Annotated in this window: 16 protein-coding genes and 1 pseudogene; 12 read left to right on the top strand and 5 right to left on the bottom strand. The window is 38.5% G+C overall.

The window, feature by feature from the left end; translation table 11 throughout:
• Nucleotides 1-150 precede the first annotated feature (150 nt).
• Complete coding sequence (locus tag LC20001_RS05595; RefSeq protein ID WP_056943378.1) at nt 151-453, top strand: KxYKxGKxW signal peptide domain-containing protein; 303 nt, start codon at nt 151-153, stop codon at nt 451-453.
• A 177-nt stretch (nt 454-630) separates the two neighbouring features.
• On the opposite strand, the gene LC20001_RS05600 is transcribed toward LC20001_RS05595, so the two are convergent.
• A complete protein-coding gene (locus LC20001_RS05600) occupies nt 631-1,941 on the bottom strand; it encodes an IS1380 family transposase (protein WP_099267129.1) in 1,311 nt (436 codons plus the stop codon).
• Nucleotides 1,942-2,166: 225 nt separating this feature from the next.
• On the opposite strand from LC20001_RS05600, the gene LC20001_RS05605 reads away from it, so the two are divergent.
• The 4 genes from LC20001_RS05605 to LC20001_RS05620 all read left to right on the top strand — a co-directional run bounded on the left by LC20001_RS05605 (nt 2,167) and on the right by LC20001_RS05620 (nt 8,355).
• Entirely contained in the window at nt 2,167-4,419 is a 2,253-nt protein-coding gene (locus tag LC20001_RS05605; protein WP_145955956.1) for a GW dipeptide domain-containing protein, read from the top strand.
• A gap of 451 nt (nt 4,420-4,870) precedes the next feature.
• Nucleotides 4,871-6,133: a glycosyltransferase-like membrane protein gene (locus tag LC20001_RS05610; RefSeq protein WP_263850866.1), complete on the top strand. Its 1,263-nt coding sequence runs from the start codon at nt 4,871-4,873 to the stop codon at nt 6,131-6,133.
• Nucleotides 6,134-6,152: 19 nt separating this feature from the next.
• Nucleotides 6,153-7,148, top strand: coding sequence for a glycosyltransferase family 2 protein (locus LC20001_RS05615; protein ID WP_003679926.1), 996 nt, complete (start codon nt 6,153-6,155; stop codon nt 7,146-7,148).
• Nucleotides 7,149-7,188: 40 nt separating this feature from the next.
• On the top strand, nt 7,189-8,355 hold the full coding sequence (locus LC20001_RS05620) for an acyltransferase family protein (RefSeq protein WP_003679924.1): 1,167 nt from the start codon (nt 7,189-7,191) through the stop codon (nt 8,353-8,355).
• Nucleotides 8,356-8,429: 74 nt separating this feature from the next.
• Here LC20001_RS05620 and LC20001_RS05625 read toward each other — a convergent pair whose 3' ends face one another.
• Entirely contained in the window at nt 8,430-8,921 is a 492-nt protein-coding gene (locus LC20001_RS05625) for a hypothetical protein (RefSeq protein ID WP_010009869.1), read from the bottom strand.
• Nucleotides 8,922-9,012: 91 nt separating this feature from the next.
• Nucleotides 9,013-9,417 carry a GtrA family protein gene (locus tag LC20001_RS05630; protein WP_029507971.1) on the bottom strand — a complete coding sequence of 135 codons (405 nt, stop codon included), beginning with the start codon at nt 9,415-9,417 and terminating at the stop codon, nt 9,013-9,015.
• Nucleotides 9,418-9,555: 138 nt separating this feature from the next.
• Between LC20001_RS05630 and LC20001_RS05635 the strand changes: the two genes are divergently transcribed.
• The gene (locus LC20001_RS05635; RefSeq protein ID WP_010009867.1) at nt 9,556-10,488 is read left to right on the top strand and encodes a glycosyltransferase family 2 protein; all 933 of its coding nucleotides are present in this window, start codon (nt 9,556-9,558) and stop codon (nt 10,486-10,488) included.
• Nucleotides 10,489-10,766: 278 nt separating this feature from the next.
• Here LC20001_RS05635 and LC20001_RS14765 read toward each other — a convergent pair whose 3' ends face one another.
• Both LC20001_RS14765 and LC20001_RS05645 read right to left on the bottom strand, forming a co-directional pair.
• Nucleotides 10,767-10,991 (bottom strand): transposase, encoded by a 225-nt coding sequence (locus LC20001_RS14765; RefSeq protein ID WP_081455888.1) that lies wholly within the window; start codon nt 10,989-10,991, stop codon nt 10,767-10,769.
• Nucleotides 10,992-11,237: 246 nt separating this feature from the next.
• On the bottom strand, nt 11,238-11,909 hold the full coding sequence (locus LC20001_RS05645; RefSeq protein ID WP_010009865.1) for a type 1 glutamine amidotransferase: 672 nt from the start codon (nt 11,907-11,909) through the stop codon (nt 11,238-11,240).
• 359 nt (nt 11,910-12,268) lie between these two features.
• Between LC20001_RS05645 and LC20001_RS05650 the strand changes: the two genes are divergently transcribed.
• From LC20001_RS05650 to LC20001_RS05675, 6 genes and pseudogenes are all read left to right on the top strand, one after another.
• The gene (locus tag LC20001_RS05650) at nt 12,269-13,300 is read left to right on the top strand and encodes an IS30 family transposase (RefSeq protein ID WP_169925065.1); all 1,032 of its coding nucleotides are present in this window, start codon (nt 12,269-12,271) and stop codon (nt 13,298-13,300) included.
• A 325-nt stretch (nt 13,301-13,625) separates the two neighbouring features.
• Entirely contained in the window at nt 13,626-14,321 is a 696-nt protein-coding gene (locus LC20001_RS05655; protein WP_010009861.1) for a hypothetical protein, read from the top strand.
• A gap of 153 nt (nt 14,322-14,474) precedes the next feature.
• Nucleotides 14,475-15,095, top strand: a complete 621-nt coding sequence (locus tag LC20001_RS05660; RefSeq protein WP_235804476.1) for a YveK family protein — start codon at nt 14,475-14,477, stop codon at nt 15,093-15,095.
• 4 nt (nt 15,096-15,099) lie between these two features.
• On the top strand, nt 15,100-16,275 hold the full coding sequence (locus LC20001_RS05665) for a hypothetical protein (RefSeq protein ID WP_010009853.1): 1,176 nt from the start codon (nt 15,100-15,102) through the stop codon (nt 16,273-16,275).
• A 65-nt stretch (nt 16,276-16,340) separates the two neighbouring features.
• Nucleotides 16,341-17,756 (top strand): flippase, encoded by a 1,416-nt coding sequence (locus tag LC20001_RS05670; RefSeq protein ID WP_003679916.1) that lies wholly within the window; start codon nt 16,341-16,343, stop codon nt 17,754-17,756.
• Nucleotides 17,757-17,954: 198 nt separating this feature from the next.
• Nucleotides 17,955-18,713: pseudogene (locus LC20001_RS05675) on the top strand (IS30 family transposase); the annotation flags it as partial.
• Between the last annotated feature and the right edge of the window lie 144 nt (nt 18,714-18,857).

An 18,857-nucleotide genomic window follows, 5' to 3' on the forward strand; every position in this document is an offset into this window, starting at 1 on the left:
GAGCTTTTCTCCGCTGCTTCCGCCGGTTAAGTTAAGTCCATAAAATATGAATATTAATGAAAATACTGATTTAATAGGATTTATCGTGTGGCTAATTTGTTCTTGCAATTTGGGAAGAGTATTATATCTATATTTATGGGGGAAAAATCTGTGCATGATTACAATTTTAAAAGTAACGTAAAAAGACGTTTTAAACTTTATAAGGCAGGTAAACATTGGGTAGTAGCGAGTATTGGAGTTACTGCTCTCGGTATTACTCTTTTTACAGCCACTGCTGTTGATGCTGCGAGTCAAGCATCATCAACAGCGAAGGCGGAACCTACTGCTCAAGCTGTGGGCAGTGCAGCCTCAGTGACGGATAGTTATCAACTAAGTAATGCAGCACTTTCTTCGCAATCTGCAGCTATGGTAGCAATAACTGACAATAGCCCGAATTATTCATACGAGGTTTAATATCGGCATACCGCACAATTTTGGACCAATTCTCGTGCTGCTATGGTGTAGTCAAACCAAGATGTACTGTTTTTGCTAAAGGCTACCAAATTATGGGGCTGGATAAATTTTTGATCCTCAATTTTGAGCATACTTGCCCCTTGGCCGAACCGACTTTTTTTGATTTATTGCACCAGTTTAGCCCCACTGTAGCGCTTGGATTCGAGCTAACAGTTGATAAAACAAATCCTGATAGACGTGGTGGCGGCTTAATTTTAGATAAAGTTGCCGGCCGCTGGTCACCAGCTTACCCGCTACTTTAAACAGCCATAAGCGCAAGGTTGTAACCTGTAATCGCTGATGTTGTACAGGCAACAATTGGCGCATCAAGCTGACTAAATTATAAGCGAGGACACTGAGCATCATGCGGGCATAATTTGGTATAAATTGCGAGCTAGTCATTTTATCCAGGTAAAAGCCAGCCTTGGCTTCCTTGATATAATTTTCCATTTGGCCCCGTTGATGATAGGCTTGAAACGCATCTTCGGCGACAAAACTCGTTAAATTGGACACAAGGTATTCATGTTGAAATAACAATTCACCAGCTGGTCGAGTTGATTTAATATAGATCTGGCGCGGCTTAGGCCATGATCGGGCTTGATAAGACGCGCGATAATAATGGACCTCGGTCTCAGTCCAATTCTGCTCATCACTGATCTGAACAAAACGTTCAGCCAGTTGGTTCAGCCGCCGATTGGCTTTCAGGCGGATCAAGTAAAAAGTGTCGTTGGCTTCACAAGTTTCGTATAATTCTGGAGTCGCAAAGCCACTATCCCCGCGGACCAAGATATCAGCGTTCGGTTTGACTTGATGATAGTGCTGTAGTAGTGGTGTGATAAAGGGGGCAATATCCGTACTGGTATAAACATTACCTGGGCGCAATTGAGCCTTTAAACAGTGGCCCGTTTGCCCGTCAAAAGCGACCAGCGGATGGTAACCCGTGGTACCGTAATGCGCATTAAAGGCCGTTTTTTCCTGATGACCATGAGTATCGGCGTGAGTCGAGTCAATATCGAGGATCAGCTGTTGTTGCTTGGCGCCAGTCCACGCTTGGTCAAGCAATGCTTGATTCAACGTTTGTAATGAGGTGATGGTCTGCTCGTCACAGCGTTGCCAAAAACGGGATAACGACGGTTGTGAGGCCAATTGCGGTTGTGCCAATAGTAATTTAAATGTGGGGTCATTGCGCAAACTGGTGGCAGCTAGATCGGCCGGGTAACCGGCGATCAACTGCAGCACGACCTGTTCTAGTAGACTAACGTTGCTGTAACGAGCGTAATGGCGCTGGTCATCAAAATGGACTAATTGATACGCTAAGGTCGTGAAATTGAGTTGCGCCATTAATTCTTTGAACAACACTAGCCCAGCATCAGTGGAAAGTTCACCACCAGTGTGCGAAATATGTAATTTAGGATTGAAATTAACTCGTTTTTCCGGTAAAGTTGCCATGAGAAGGACCTCTTTCTTTTGGTGGATAGCTGACTTGTGGTGAATCAACTATACCAAATCGGAGGTTCTTTTTCTGCACTAAAAAGGTGAAAAATAAAAAACACAGTACCGCCCATGATACCGGGGTGACACTGTACTTGGAGAACTTATGGTGAATAATTCAGGAATAGTATAGCTGCCAATAGTGTGACGGATCAATCCGAAGTTATTAGTGCTACGTCTGAGATGGCAAGTGAAGCTACAGCAGCGACTAGTTCAAATAATAGTGATAACTCATCTGCCAGTATAACTGCTACTAGTACGGCAGCCAGTGCAACTAATGACCCAACAGCTCCAAGTAGTACGATTAGTGAAGCTGCAACAGATACACAAACATCTACAGCTAGTAATTGGGACTCAACAACAACTAATATTGATAGTGATGCGACGCCTTCGATGGCAACAGGTTCTGCTAGTTTGGCTAATTCAGTAACCAGTCAAACGACTGCTCAGGCTAATTCTGCAACCTCGACAACTGTTGATGATCAAAGTAAACTACATAATAGTGATGCAGAACAATACATTGCTGGCGAACGTTCCAATACTAGTGCAGCTGAATATATTCCTGTAGTTGGTTCAATCAGTAGTTACATTAATGATCAGGGACAAAATGAGTATGATATACCGACTGGCTTATCGGATGATGTTCTGGCACAGTGGATTGCAAATGTCAAAGAGCAGGCTACAACTGACTATAATAATACTGGTGTTGCTCAAGTCATTACAATGAAAGATGCTAGTGTTGATACTTGGACGATTGGTGACTCGAGTCGTCCTACTGTTGATGCGGTCGATATTTCCTCTTATCAAAGCGGCTTAACACAAGCTAATTTTAATAGGTTAAAGAGCTTAGGCGTTAAGACCGTTATTGTCAAGTTGACTGAAAACACAAACTATACGAATCCATATGCGCGGAGTCAGATTCAGATGGCTAGGAATGCAGGATTAACTGTTGAAGTTTATCATTATGCTAAATTCGCTACTGCTATAGCTGCAGCAAATGAAGCTAGGCATTTGGGGAATGTGATGAGGAGCCTAGGTTTAGGCGGTAATATACGTGTGTTTGCAGATATGGAGGATAGATCAACTTATTCGTCAAATATTGCCGCTAATTTAAATAAGTTTTGGAGTGTTTTATCGAGTTACGGATACACTAACCACGGTGTTTATACTTATGTTTCATACAAATATCGAGATGCAGTGATTCGTACTGTTGGTGCTAGCAAAACGTGGATGGCGCAATATCCTTATTCACCAAGTTCAAATAATTTATGGAATACAGGTTATGGTGCTTGGCAATTTAGTTCTACTGCAATGTTGCCTGGATATTCTGGTTATTTAGATGTTTCAGTTGATTATGATAATCTGCTGACAGGTAAAAGTTACGCAACAATTACATCTACAACTAGCGTTAATTATAAAGCAAAAATTTCGACTCAAGATGGAACGCGTAATGATGGCTTGTATGTGTACGGACCATATGATACAAGTGCAGCAACAGCAAAACCTAATTCAACCGTATCTCGGTACGAAAATTGGGAGGTTAATGTCAGCTTAATTTCAAAAACATCTAATGGTGTGAGCTATGCTAAAGTAACTTCATTAGATGGTAAGCACACTTGGTGGGTAGATACACGAGCACTTTCATATGTTATTATTTCTACACAACAAGTCAATAAATTGGCAATGATGAGTACACAAAATGGGACACGTAATGATGGCTTGTATTTGTATGGACCGTATGATACAAGTGCAACAACGAAAACACCAAATTCGACAGTATCCCGTTATGATAATTTGAAAGTTACAATAAGTATGATTGTTAATGCTTCAAATGGAGCTAGCTATGCTAAAGTAACTTCATTAGATGGCAAACATACTTGGTGGGTAGATACGCAGGCACTTAATGACATCATTTTAAATACAACAAGCGTAAAATATGTAACAACTATGAGCACACAAAATGGGACGCGTAATGATGGCTTGTATCTAGATGGACCGTATAACACGAATGCAGCAACTAAAATGCCAAATTCAACAGTATCTCGTTATGAAAATTGGGGGGTAACAGTAAGCTTAATCGAAAAAACGTCAGGTGGAGCCAGTTATGCTAAAGTAACTTCATTAGACGGTAAGCATACTTGGTGGGTAGACACGCGTGCACTTAATAATGTTATATTAAGCACAACAACCGTTAACTATACGGCTACGTTAAGTACACGAAATGGGACACGTAATGATGGTTTATATCTATATGGACCATATAACACTAGTGCGACTACCAAGGTGCCTAATTCGACAGTATCTCGTTATGAGAATTGGGGGGTTATTGTTGGTAAAATTGAAAAAACATCAAGTGGATTTAGTTATGCTGAAGTGACTTCATTAGATGGTAAACATACTTGGTGGGTTGATGTACGTGCGCTAATGTCAGTTTAGATAAAAAATTCAAGAATAATAAAGTCTATTCATGGTAAATCACTTGAAAAATTAGGTAAATATTATCATATGATAGGCTTTTTTTACTTATATACAAGCAGTAAAAGAAAACGAATACATTGATTTTACAATAATTCATGCTTAATGAGAGGTGTGCTATAATGAAAAACGTTGTTTATTGTGTAAAGGATCCGGGGTGAATGTTGTGGTTAAGTTGAAGAACATATTATTATTGTTAGCAAAATTCAGTTGTTTAGTTTTATATACTCTATTTTTTATTAGCACAGTAGTATCAGATAACTTTATCGTTAATAGTTTAAGAAGAAGATACATAATTGTGGTAATAGTGTCGGTAATCTGTGTCGTATTATATATAGCCTTCAGGTATTATTCCAGTAGTTTTATAAAAAAAATAAGGAGTATTTTTCAGATTAAGCTAATTAAATACAGTTTGGCAGTTCTATTAATTAGTCTTCAAATAATTATTGCATTAAAATTAAAAGCGCCAACTGGTTTTGACCCTGGTGGCATCATGAATCAAGCCACATATACAAGTCTGAGTAGCAGTGGACAGTCTTATTTGTCTAGGTACCCTAATAATCTATTGTTATTCTTTTTAGAGAGATTAATTTTTGTTTTAGCGGGTAGACCAAGTGCAATTAACTTTTTAGCGGTTTTAATTATCTTAAATATAGTAGTATTGGATTTAACCATTATTATTAATTATTTAATTTTAAATATATTCAATCCAAAAAAGATACAAATACTTATTTTTGGCTTTTTGAGTATTACTTTTTTTGTGTTTACACCGTGGATAATTGTTTTTTATTCAGATACATTGGTTTTATTACCCAACAGTATTTTATGTTATTTATTACTGACTTATTTTAGGTATAGTAATACAAAGTGGTACTTATTACGCGGACTGGAGATTGGAATCACGCTCTGGTTTGCTTATCATTTGAAGCCTACCAGTGTTATTATTTTATTAGCTGGTGTAATAGTACTTATTTTATCTAAATCGATTCGTAAAACAAAAATAGTTATTTTACTTTTAAGTAGTTTAATCTTGGCTACCAGTTTTATTGTTTTACAGCAGGGATTTACACAATTCACTAATCAACAAAAAATTGTTCACTTAGATTGTAATGCACGTTTTACAGCAGCACATTTTATGATGATGGGATTACAAAAAACAGGTCGTTATTCAAGAACAGATGTTATTAACAGTATTAATCAACCAACGGTTAGTAAACGAACGGCTTATAATAAAAAAATTATTTTTCAACGTTTAAAGGCTTTTGGAGTGAAGGGCTATATTAAATTCCTGATTAAGAAGAATTACTATAATACTGGTGATGGTACGCTAGGTTGGGGAAAAGAAGGAAACTTTTTAATAGATTATTATCCAACACAGCATCGATTTATTAAATCCTTCTTTTATCCAAACGCGCAAAGACAGATATATTATCGAGTGTTTTGTCAGGTAATCTGGGTCTTTGTTTCATTTGGTATACTTTTAACTATATCAATTAGTGATCCGAGAATACTTATGTTACAGCTAGCTTTCGCTGGATTATTATTATTTTTACTATTATTTGAGGGCGGTCGTTCACGCTATTTGATTCAATTCTTACCGATTATACTAATGTTAGCAAGTATAGGCTATGCCAGATTAGCTGACTGGCTTAAACATAGGTTATGTAGTAGTTAGATTAAGGAGTAAACTGTATATGAGTTCAATAAAGCAAAATAAAAAGTTGACCGTTATCGTTCCTTGCTACAACGAAGAAGAGGTTCTGCCAGAGACGGTTAAAGAGCTAAGCAATATTTTAGATAGTTTAATTAAGTCCAAGCAAATTGATTCACAAAGTCGATTATTATTTGTCAATGATGGTAGTAAAGATGATACGTGGAATCTTATTGAGAATTATAGTCATGAGTTACCTCATGTGACAGGAATTAAGTTCAGCCGTAATTTTGGTCATCAAGATGCATTACTTGCTGGTATGACAGTAGCAGTTAATTATTCAGATATGATTATTACAATTGATGCTGATTTACAAGATGATATTAATGCAATTCCTAAAATGGTTGCAGCATACTATAATGGGTACGATGTAGTATATGGTGTTCGCAATAATCGGGATACAGATACTGCCTTTAAGCGCGGTACTGCAATGGCTTTTTATGGATTAATGCGGCGATTAGGGGTAGATATGGTTCCAAACTCGGCTGATTATCGTTTATTGAGTAAACGAGCAACGAAGGCTTTATTAGCATTTAAGGAGCGAAACTTATTTTTACGTGGAATGGTACCTTTAGTTGGTTTTCCCTCAACAAAAGTCTATTATGCTCGGAAGGAACGTTTTGCGGGCACTTCAAAGTATCCGTTAAAAAAAATGATTAAATTTGCTTTTGATGGAATTACTTCTTTCTCGACTGTTCCAATTCGGTTGATTATGAACTTGGGTATTTTGTTAGTCGTTGTTGGTATTGGTTTGTTTGTTTATACTTTAATGCAGAAATTACGTGGAGCAGTTATAACTGGCTGGGCATCTTTGATGACTTCAATATGGGTCATTGGTGGTGTACAGTTAATATGTATCAGTGTTATTGGTGAATATATTGGGAAGATATTTATTGAAGTTAAGCAAAGGCCAAGATATACCATTGAGCAGGAGAATTATACTGAATCCTTTGAATACAAGGATAATAGTGATGATTAATTAAATTTAATTTTGTGTTGAGTGGAGTAATGAGGCTGAGATGAAGAAAAGAATTGTTTGGATTGATATTGTTCGTGGGATAGCCATAATATTTGTTATTATTGGGCATGGTTTACAAAATAGCGGCATTCAGCAGTTTGCTTGGGGTGCTTTTTTAGTGAACTTTATATTTGCCTTTCACTTACCTGTCTTCTTTGTTGCAAGTGGGTATCTCTATAAAAGTAAGTCAATTAAAAAGTCTCTGAAGTCAGGATTTAATAATTTGTTACTACCATATCTATTTTCAGTAGCGATAATTATACTCGGCTCTTTGTTGGCTAAGCATAAGTTGTTAACTAATATATTTGCTAATAACTGGGTATCTTTACCTAGTATGTTTATTCGGGTCGCGTATGCGGCAGGACAGAGTATGGAGAGTGTAGTAAGCAATCAGCATTATGGACCTATACCACCAGTTGGGGTTATCTGGTTTTTACCATGTATGTTTATTGCTGTTGTCTTATTCAATCTCTTGATGCGTTTGGCTGATCGGTACCAGATGGCAGAGTTTAGTCGTGTAAGCTTAATATTGTTGGTTACTGCTTTGGGGATTCTAATACATAAGCGTATTTTTATGCCTTGGACTGCGGATTCAGCTTTAATAAGCCAGAGTTTCTTTTATTTTGGATATATAGTAAAAAAATATCGAATTTTGGAAACTTTGAGTAGTTCTTACTATGTTGGATCAATTTCAATTTGGTTACTCAGTGCAAAATTGGGTATGTTTCAGTTATCGTCTGGAAATGCACCCGACTACTTAGTCGGCATTGTTGCAGGATGTGGTTCGAGTTTAGTCATTTTTAAAGCTTCTATTTTAATTTTTAAATTTTTAGGGGCTAAAAAATTAGTTTTATTTTTACAAAAAATAGGTCAAGGTTCTCTGTTAATTATGTGTTTTCATTCTCTAGATGGTACGGGATTTGTTTTCTTGGGACATCTGATGTCTTATTTTTCTACTCGGTATGCTTCCTGGTTGTTAGCGATTATACTTATTTTATATCGTTTGATCATACCAATGCTAGCTTTAGTGATAATACCTCATGTTCCATTTGCACGTAATTTTTACGATAATCGACGCTATCAATTTTTCTGGCAACATTCTATAAAGGGAAACAAATCGAATCTAATATTTTCGCCAAATAGTAAAATGAAACATCATATGTTTTGAGTACTAAAGTAACCCCCTAAGATTGGATTTGGTGTCCAATCTTAGGGGGTTACTTTAGTTAAAGCTTTTTATTTCTACTTTGATCCAGCATTTGGATCATTGTTGACTTTGTTATTATAACTATCATTAGGACTATTTTGCATATTATTATGCGACTGTACATTGCCGTTATAAAATTCGTTAGATTCTAATCCTGCCTCGGAGCTATTATTGACTTTGTTGTTATAACTATCACTAGGATTATTTTGCATATCATTATGCGATTGTACATTACTATCATAAGATTTGTTAGATGCCGATTCAACATTAGAATTATTGCTATCCTTATCACTAGAACTATTTTGTACGGTATTTTGTTGCAAACTACTTTGTTGAGTATCTGTGCCGTTAACGCTGTTATTGCATGAACTTATAGAACTGCTGACACTGACTTGACTTGAGCGAACTTGCTCTGATTTCTCGCTAGCTGAACTCGAAGCTGAATTACTATGAGTTTTTGAATTATTACTGCAAGCAGTTAAATTCAATGTGATTAAAAGCAGCATGACAATGCTTAATCGTTTCATGATATTCACCTCACTAGACGTCTATTTCTAGCTAGATTATATCACGATTGGTCGTGGATAGAATGGAATCACGCTTTTGCATAGCTGAAACCTATTTGTTTGATTTAAAAATATACAATTTACTAAAGAAATAATTAGCGATAACCACGACAATGTTATCAACTATTTTTGTCAATACAGGATTAGCATGCAAAATGGATATACCCAACCACATCATGAAGATATCCATAATCAGTGATAGGCCACGAAAAATAAAGAAAGAGCCCATCTCTTTGACCAGGGCCGTAAATCCCTGTGTCTTAGATGAAAATACCCAAATCTTATTAGTGACGTAAGCAAATAGTACGGAGAGAAACCAGGCAATAATGTTAGCTACTTGATAGTTCATTACTGAGTTTAACAAAGTAAATGCAACAATGTTGATCAAGGTGGTTAAGCCGCCAAAGACTAAATAGCTAATGACGGATCGATACTTTTTAATTAATTGAATAATAATAATCCACTCCTTCGTCTGACTAGATAAATTTACCCGCAACTTGAAGAAGTGTCAACATGGATTTTTTAAGATTAAAGGCTTGATGTTATTACTGCTTTCTACGATAATTAGTTTTAGACAAGGTTAACGGAGGACAAAATGACAAAGAAGCTTTCATTAGTTGTACCATGTTTTAATGAAGAAAAAACGGTACCACTTTTTTATGCCGCTTTACAAGATGTAAAACCAACTTTGCGCGGAGCTGAACTAGAATATTGGTTTATCAATGATGGTTCAGAAGATGGAACGCTTGATATTTTACGCGATTTACAGCAAAAAGACCCGCAACAGGTCCATTATATTTCGTTTTCACGTAATTTTGGCAAAGAAGCGGCGCTCTATGCTGGATTACAGGCAACAACGGGTGATTATGTTGCAGTAATGGATGCAGATCTACAAGACCCGCCGGAACAATTAGCTGAGATGTTAGCCGGTATTGAGGATGAAGGTTATGATGTTGTCGGCACACGACGAATTGATCGTGGTGGTGAACCAATGATTCGTTCATTCTTTGCTAACGGCTTTTATTGGTTTATCAATAAAATTTCCTCAACACCGATCAAAAATGGGGTGCGGGATTTTCGTTTGATGACCCGCCAAGTGGTGGACGCAGTGTTATCAATGAGTGAATACAATCGCTTTTCTAAAGGAATTTTGAGTTGGGTTGGCTTTAAAACCAAATACCTCAGTTATGAGAATCACGATCGTGTTGGCGGTAAAACATCCTGGTCGTTTTGGAAATTGTTACGCTATTCGATTGATGGAATCATTGACTTTTCCGACGCACCATTGAATTTAGCGACCTTAGTTGGTTTTCTTTCGTTCTTAGTATCATTAATGGGCGTTGTCTTCGTTATTGTACGTAAGATCATTTATGGCGGCTCAGTTACCGGCTGGGCTTCAATGGTTTCGATTATTTTGATGATTGGTGGCTTGCAGTTACTGTGTTTGGGGATTTTAGGTAAATATATCGGCAGTATTTACCTAGAAGCGAAGAAGCGGCCAATTTATATTATTAAAGAGCAAAAATAGGCGTTTTTTATTGTTCGTTTTTAATAGTGCATAGGCAATTCAATAAATTGTTTTTTTGTCGATGTTTAATATTATTTAAATTCCTGAATTATTCATAGTTCATAAAAATCCCGTCAGTTTTCGTATTTTTTCGAAAACTGACGGGTATGTCTTTATCTTTTGCTGAAATACGATGTTTATCAGTTCTAGCTAGTGAGATCTTTCAACTAACTCAGAATTGCTTTGAACTTTTGGATACACTTGTCCCTTGGTTGTACAGATTTTTTTAATTTTGCCGGTTATTCAATAGCCTGGATACGCTGTAGAGCCTGGTAGAACAGCCGATGGTAAACATGATACGAGCTCAGCCGCAACTGAATGCGTCGGCCAGTATGCACAACACGTGCCGAAACTTTGAATAAACGGATCCGCAATGTGCTAACGCACAAGCCGGAATCATGTTTTGTCAGTGCTAGCTGCTTTAAAAAGTTGACAATATTGTAAGCCAGTACACTAACCATCATCCGGTTCCATGGCAAGGTAAAGAAATCGAAGAAATACTTGTACTAGTCGAAGAATATTATAATAACTAGTTATCTTATCTCTTTATCGTTGCTATGCCGGCTTTGACAATCAAAACAGATGAACTTGACTGCAAAGTTTGCCTGATTTTTTATTATTTTTACAGTTATTCCCACAGTCCTTGTCTTTCTTTACAAATCAAAGAATAACAAAAAAGCTACCTTGTCTGAGGTGGCTTTTTTGCGTAACTATAACTTTTCTGTAATATAATCTAACATTTTAAACAGTACTCTTTTATTCTCAATAGGTACAGTTTTTTTTAGAATATCAGTAGCAGATTGACCAAGTACCGAATTTTTTATATATGGGAAGTCATTAACAACCATTTCACGTACATTATCAGCTTGGGGTTCAAAATGGAACTGTAAACCAATAACTCGGTGATTCAGCACAAATCCCTGATTTTTAACAGCTTTACTTGAGAAAAGAAGTTGAGCCTCATATGGGATTTCAAACATTTCTTCATGCCAATGCAAAGCTAATAATTCGTCTGGCAAATCAGGAATTACCATACTTTTACGATAAACTGGAGCCCACCCTACTTCTTTAGCAGGAGATTTGGTAACAGCGTATCCTAGTGTTTTAGTAATTTGTTGAGCACCATAACAGACACCAAACATTGGAACATTCCTATCTAAAAGACCTTGGATTAACTCACGTTCCTGTTTAATCCATTGAAGATCGTCATTTGGACTCATTGGACCACCTAAAATAACTAACATATCAGTTTTTTCTGCTGTCGGCAAATATCCAAATCGATATGGGTGATAGATATATACTTGATGATTATGGATTTGAGCCCAGTCTAAAATAGCCCCTGGCCCTTCATTAGGTGTATGTTGTAAGACATTTATTCGCATATAAAATCCTCTCCACACTAAAAGTGCCAACGGCAATTTGATATGGGTTTCGCCTGCAACTGCCCTAAATTACGATAAATTATAACTCAACTTGAAAATAATTGAAAGAGATGAATTCAACCAACACTATAATTGCCTGAATTATTCATAGTTCATAAAAATCCCGTCAGTTTTCGTATTTTTTCGAAAACTGACGGGTATGTCTTTATCTTTTGCTGAAATACGATGTTTATCAGTCGCGCGTTTTATAATCAAGTTAGCCAAATACTTTTAGCTAATTGATAAAATAAAAAACACCCAGACAAATCTCTGTTATCATTGATGTTCCTACACAAACAATGAAAGAGGTTATTGTCTTGATGCAAGAACAGAATACCACAGTCAGAAAAAAAGGTCAGCACCTAACTTCGTTTGAACGAGGCAGAATTGCTACGCTGCACAGCCAAGGCTATTCCAATCGTGCAATTGCCAGAGCGCTTAATGTTTGTCATCAAACAATCAATAATGAATTGTGCCGCGGCGAGATCGACCAAGTAAAAAAAGTGAATGGTCAACGCCAATATTACGCTGTATACTCACCAGAAACAGCACAAGCTAAGTACGAAGCTAATCGAGCCCACTGTCATCGACCTTTGAAACTCGTCGGTGTCGCTGATTTTATCGACTATTTTACGACTCATTTGCGTCAAGATGGTTGGTCGCCTGATGCAGCAGTAGGACGGGCCAAACTTGAAGGCTTATATCAACCTGAGGAGATGGTCTCGACCAAGACGCTATACCACTATATTGATGCCCAGTTACTTGAAGTCCGTAATCTTGATCTACTCGAAAAAAAGCGCCACCGTGCCAAACATCATCACTCGATCAAGCACAAGCGTCTGGCCGGACGGAGTATTGATGAACGGCCTAAAAGTATCGACCAGCGCCAAGAGTTCGGCCATTTCGAATTGGACACCGTGGTGGGCAAGCGCAACGGTCAAGAGAGTGTGATCTTAACGCTGATCGAGCGTCAATCCCGCTGCCCAATTCTACGTTTGATCGATGGTCGTGATGCCGATTCAGTCAACTATGAGCTGGCCAAGATCTGTCAAGAATACGGATCAATCATGAAGTCAGTTACTGCCGATAATGGCGCTGAGTTCTCGGAAGTTGGCGCTGTACTTACCGGTGTCGCTGACCTTTATTATGCCCATCCATATCGTTCCTCTGAGCGTGGGACTAACGAAGCGCATAATCGAATGATCCGCCGCGATGTACCCAAGGGTCTATCCATGGATATTTTGGGTCCTCATGATATCCAAGCAGTTGAGTCAAAGCTAAACAATTTACCGCGCCGGCAAACTGGCTATCAAACACCCAAAGAGCTTTTCTCCGCTGCTTCCGCCGGTTAAGTTAAGTCCATAAAATATGAATATTAATGAAAATACTGATTTAATAGGATTTATCGTGTGGCTAATTTGTTCTTGCAATTTGGGGTTGAAATTTAATGCCATTTCCTGTAAAGTTTTCAATATAGAGTCCTCTTCTCTCATGTGGTTTTGTTTAGCAATTTAACTATACCAGAGCTGAGGCTCTTTTTGTGTACTTAAAAGGTGAAAATACAAAATACCCATCAAACGCGTGATGCATGTGTTTGATGGGTATTTTGCATATCTTTGTGAATAAATCAGGAAATTTAGGCCTTAATTTTAAAAGAGAAGACAAAAAGGATATTTTATGGAAAAATTAAGCATTTTGAACATTTTACAAATTATTGTACCTTGGTTTATATCATTACTTTCGGTTTTTATTGCATTTAAAGCGCTAGAATTGAATAAGAATATTGCTGCTGAAAATAAAAGAAACACCGAGGAAAATAAAAAGAATACAGAATTCAATAAAATAATTACGGAAAAGAATAGAGCAATTGTACATTCTACTATAACATTTACACAATTATCAGAAAAACCTAGTGAAGTTTCTGTTACACAATTACGAAATAAAAGACTTATTAAAGTAAGTATGTATCCAGTACAAATTAATGTAAAATCTGGTGCCATTGTTCAGGTATATCCAATAATCTCGTATTTTTCTAGAAAGGGAGAACAAATTATTCAGGTCAATGCCAATATACAACCTCAAGATCAATTAAGGCCTATGGATAATGTCAATATAAAGCTAATTCCAAATGAAATTGGTACTTTTTGGAATAATGATATCTCGGTGGCCAGTTTTTATCAATCTTATTTAATTATTGGGGCAGATGGTTCAAATCACTTAGTTATGATTTGGTATGATGGATCACAACCAAGACAGGGTTATTTAGATGTTATTCGTTCTGTTGGGGTTGGTGAGGGTACACCGGAATTTGTATTAAACCAGTTTAATAAGTTGAGAAACTATTTGAGAAGTAAAGGTATTGAGACAATATAGTATAATAATTTTAGGTTTACTGATATGTAATGTATTAGTTCGTTATGCAAAAATAACTGAACCTTAAAAAACAAACCGCGCAATTTGCGCGGTTTTTTGCTAAACTAGGTAATGTCGGCTTGCCGATAGCGAAATTAGTTTTGGAGGATAGCAATGATGATGAGTAATTCAACGCGCGACGGGCTTTCATTTGGGGAATTTCTGTTGGCGCTAGGCCGTTACTGGTACATATGGTTGGTCACAGCGTTGATCGTGACTGCAGGGGCGTTTGCGTGGGGTAAACGGACGATAGTGCCCACTTATTCAGCATCTAGCACGGTGATGATCTATCATCCCAATAACGATCCTAATCAGCGTAACGCGGATATTTTGGCAATGGCGTCGTATCGTCAACTGGCTAAGAGCAATATGATCGTACAGCCGGTGCAAGAGCAGTTGCTTAAGGTCAAAGGTTATCAAGGCAGTATCGACACTTTGACTGCCGGTATCAGCACTTCAGTGGCGCAAAATACATTAAATTTACAATTAAAAGTTCAAGGTAGTAGTCCTAAGTTAGCGGCACAGACGGCTAATTTATTGGCTAAGTCGGTGCAGCAACATTTGCCGCAGTTAGTTCCTAATACTGGGTCGGTTCAGGTTGTTGAGCAGGCAGCAGCTAAGCGGTCAACGTTGATCAATGGTAACCGTGTGCAAAAATTAACACTAGGTGGGTTATTATTTGGTCTTTACTTAGGCGTTTTGGCAACGTTTATCTATACAGCTTGGCGGAGGTAGTGCGATGATGATAAAATCATCTACTGGTCGGATCACGGCGGCAGGCCTGTATTTAGCGGCGTTTGGCCTTTTTTTCGGCCATGCTTTTTTTGCGACGTCGATGTACAACGATGCACTGCCGGTGCGTTTTGAACTCGTGGTTATGGCGGTAGTAGTACCACTTCTATTGACGAAAATAGTCGTCTTTGATCATTATAGTATGGGGCAGTGGATCGTGATCTTCACTGGCTTAGTTTTGGTGGCCTGGACGGCGCGGACTTCGGGGCGTTATATTTTGATCGCTGTTTATCTATTGATCATTGGTGCGCGGCGCGTTTCCTTTGCAGTGATTGCTAAAACCGCGTTATTAGTTGGCTTAGCGACATTTATTTTGATTTTCGTTTCTGCTTGGTTGGATCTGATCCCTAACCTGCGTTATTTACGGCAGGGGACATATCGCAATTCATTTGGCATTCAATACCCAACTGACTTTGCGGCGCATGTGTTGTACTTATTATTGACTTATGCGGCGGTAAAGCATGGCCATTTCAAATGGTACGATTGGTTGCTGAGTTTATTTGCCGCTTGGTTTGTGTGGACTTATTGTGATGCACGCCTCGACACTGTTTTGATCGTGATCTTGTTGGTGTTATTAAGCGTTTATTGGTTGATTGAAAAAGGCTTTAAGCCGGCGTTGTTAGTTAGTTGGATCAGTGTTGGGGCAATGGCGATCGGGGCGGCTTTATCGATTGGTTTGAGTTACTTCTACTCACCGAAAATAAAGTGGCTCGAAGATTTGAATCATTTACTATCAACACGCTTGCAATTAGGTCGTAAAGCACTTGACCGTTACGATCCGCAATGGTTTGGTCAAGTGGTACGAACCAACGGCTGGGGTGGTAGTCAAGGTTTCAAGCACTTTACCGGCAAGTTGATTACGAAAGAATATTTTTTCATTGATTCATCATACTTAACGGTTTTACTAACTTTTGGTTTGATCGTTTCGGTGTCGTTGTTGGTGGGGTATACTTGGTTTGCTTGGCGGGAAGTCCGGCGGCAAGAGTATTTGTTGCCACTTTTGATTGCGGTGACCGCAATCAGTTGTATCGTCGATCAACATTTATTGGATGTGTCGTATAATATTTTTGTCTTGGCTTTATTGGCGGACACAACCAGTTTTCGGCTACCGATAAGTGGTTGAGAATATTGCTGTTTTAGCGTCAGCGGATCTAAATTTATGATCATGCTCTAGAAACGAGGAATGACATGAAAGTCGTTAAAAATTATCTTTATAATGCGGGTTATCAGATTTTTCTGTTACTCGTCCCTTTGATCACAACGCCGTACATTGCGCGGGTGATTGGACCAACTGGTGTCGGTATCAATGCCTACACTAATTCAATTATTCAGTATTTTGTGTTATTCGGTAGTATCGGTATTAATATGTATGGTAACCGGGAGGTAGCTTTTTATCGGGATGATCCGCATAAGTTAACTAAAGCCTTTTGGGAAATTGAATTGTTGCGTTTTTCGGCGATTATTGTGGCGGAAGCAGCCTTTTTTATTTACCTTGGTTTTACTGATCAATACCACACTTATTTATTGATGCAGTCATTATTGATTACCGCCGCTGCCTTTGATATTTCTTGGTTCTTTATGGGTTTGGAGGATTTTCGCACAACGGTGGTCCGCAATACGATCGTTAAAATCGTATCGGTGATTTTAATTTTTTCATTTGTTAAGACGGCACAAGATCTAGCAATTTATATTTTGATCATTTCTGGGTCACAGTTGGTTGGTAATTTAACTTTATGGCCGTTTTTACGCCGTCACTTAGTAAAGGTTAATTGGCACAAGCTGAATTTAGTGCCACATCTACGACCGGCTTTGGTGTTGTTCATTCCACAAATAGCAACGCAGATCTATTTGGTTTTAAATAAGACGATGTTAGGGAAGATCACCGGTGTGACTGCAGCTGGATTTTTTGATAACTCAGATAAAATTATTAAAATGGTTTTAGCGGTGGTTACGGCTACGGGGACTGTTATGCTGCCACGGGTTGCTCATACATTTGCCCAAGGCGATAAAGTACAAGTTCGACGTTATCTGTACAGTTCATTTGACTTTGTAACGGCTGCTTCGGTGCCAATGACCATGGGCTTAGCGGCGATTGCACCTAAATTTGCTGTCTGGTTCTTTGGTGCTAAATTTGCAGCGACCAATGTTTTGATTATGTTAGAAGCACCTGCCATTCTAATGATTGCTTGGAGTAATGTTTTGGGGATGCAATATTTGATGCCGACCAATCGTAATCGTGATTTTACGATCTCAGTCACGATCGGAGCTGTGGTCAATTTGATCCTCAATATTCCGTTGATCATTAACTTTGGTGCTGCTGGTGCTGCTGTGTCAACGGTTCTATCTGAAGCTAGCGTCACAATCTATCAATTGTACGTTGTCCGCGATGAATTATCGGTTCGCCATTTATTTGCCGATCTATGGAAATATTTGGTTGCAGGGCTCGCGATGTTTGCCGTAGTTTTTTGGCTCAATACAACACAGCCGTTTAATACCATGTGGTTATTGATTGAAGTTGGTGCTGGCGTAATTATCTATGCTGGATTGATTGTACTTTTACGAGCGCAAATTATTAAACAAGTTCGTCAGTTACTTGGACGGTAAAATTTAGTGGTATGACTTAGCACTGATTCGTTTAGCTTCTTCCTACTTGGAAGAAGTTTTTTTATACCTGCAACTAACTAGAAGTTCCCACCAATTTTGAATATTGTATGAACTTTCCAAGTTTATTCGGTGAAAGCGGTTTACAAAAGGGTTCGCGCGTTTTATGATCAAGTTAGCTAATTAGATCCAGCTAATTGAAAAAATAAAAAACACCAAGACAAATCTCTGTTATCATTGATGTTCCAACACAAAAATGAAAGCGGTTGGTCGCCTGATGCCGCGGTGGGCCGCGCTAAACTTGAAGGCTTATATCAACCTGAGGAGATGGTTTCGACCAAGACATTATACCACTATATCGATGCGCAACTACTTGAAGTCCGTAATCTTGATCTGCTCGAAAAAAACCGGCGCCGCACCAAACACCACCATTCACCCAAGCATAAGCGTCTGGCCGGACGAAGTATCGAAGAGCGACCTAAAAGTATTGATCAGCGCCAAGAGTTCGGTCACTTTGAGTTGGATACCGTAGTCGGTAAACGTAACGGCCAAGAAAGTGTCATTCTAACGCTGATCGAGCGCCAATCTCGCTGTCAGATCCTGCGTTTGATTGATGGCCGTGACGCCGATTCAGTCAACTACGAACTGGCTAAGATCTGCCAAGAATACGGGCATATCATGAAGTCCGTTACCGCTGACAACGGGGCAGAATTCGCAGCGGCGGGGACGGTGCTTGACGGGGTTGCCGACCTTTATTATGCCCACCCTTACCGCTCTTCAGAACGAGGCACAAATGAGGCGCATAATCGAATAATCCGTCGTGATGTGCCTAAGGGCCTGTCCATGAATACTTTAGGCCCTAGTGATATCCAAGCAGTGGAAGCCAAGCTAAACAACTTACCACGCCGGCAGTCAGGTTACCAAACCCAAAAAGAGCTTTTCCCCGCTGCCGCCGGCTAAAGATTGAATCTTTAAAATATGAATATCAATGAAAATACTGTCTTACCGGGATTTATTGCGTGGCTAATTTGTTCTTGCAATTTGGGAATAAATTATACATTATGAATACTATAAATTTTAAAGGCAAAAGATAAGGGGAGTGAA

This window comes from Loigolactobacillus coryniformis subsp. coryniformis KCTC 3167 = DSM 20001, from assembly GCF_002706425.1.
GTDB classification, from domain to species: Bacteria; Bacillota; Bacilli; order Lactobacillales; family Lactobacillaceae; genus Loigolactobacillus; species Loigolactobacillus coryniformis.

Excerpts from the sequence above, each read along its gene's own strand:
- LC20001_RS05600 (WP_099267129.1), bottom strand. The coding sequence starts at position 1,941 with ATGGCAACTTTACCGGAAAAACGAGTTAATTTCAATCCTAAATTACAT.
- LC20001_RS05605 (WP_145955956.1), top strand. The coding sequence starts at position 2,167 with ATGGCAAGTGAAGCTACAGCAGCGACTAGTTCAAATAATAGTGATAAC.
- LC20001_RS05615 (WP_003679926.1), top strand. The coding sequence starts at position 6,153 with ATGAGTTCAATAAAGCAAAATAAAAAGTTGACCGTTATCGTTCCTTGC.
- LC20001_RS05620 (WP_003679924.1), top strand. The coding sequence starts at position 7,189 with ATGAAGAAAAGAATTGTTTGGATTGATATTGTTCGTGGGATAGCCATA.
- LC20001_RS05625 (WP_010009869.1), bottom strand. The coding sequence starts at position 8,921 with ATGAAACGATTAAGCATTGTCATGCTGCTTTTAATCACATTGAATTTA.
- LC20001_RS05635 (WP_010009867.1), top strand. The coding sequence starts at position 9,556 with ATGACAAAGAAGCTTTCATTAGTTGTACCATGTTTTAATGAAGAAAAA.
- LC20001_RS14765 (WP_081455888.1), bottom strand. The coding sequence starts at position 10,991 with ATGATGGTTAGTGTACTGGCTTACAATATTGTCAACTTTTTAAAGCAG.
- LC20001_RS05645 (WP_010009865.1), bottom strand. The coding sequence starts at position 11,909 with ATGCGAATAAATGTCTTACAACATACACCTAATGAAGGGCCAGGGGCT.
- LC20001_RS05650 (WP_169925065.1), top strand. The coding sequence starts at position 12,269 with ATGCAAGAACAGAATACCACAGTCAGAAAAAAAGGTCAGCACCTAACT.
- LC20001_RS05655 (WP_010009861.1), top strand. The coding sequence starts at position 13,626 with ATGGAAAAATTAAGCATTTTGAACATTTTACAAATTATTGTACCTTGG.
- LC20001_RS05660 (WP_235804476.1), top strand. The coding sequence starts at position 14,475 with ATGATGATGAGTAATTCAACGCGCGACGGGCTTTCATTTGGGGAATTT.
- LC20001_RS05665 (WP_010009853.1), top strand. The coding sequence starts at position 15,100 with ATGATGATAAAATCATCTACTGGTCGGATCACGGCGGCAGGCCTGTAT.
- LC20001_RS05670 (WP_003679916.1), top strand. The coding sequence starts at position 16,341 with ATGAAAGTCGTTAAAAATTATCTTTATAATGCGGGTTATCAGATTTTT.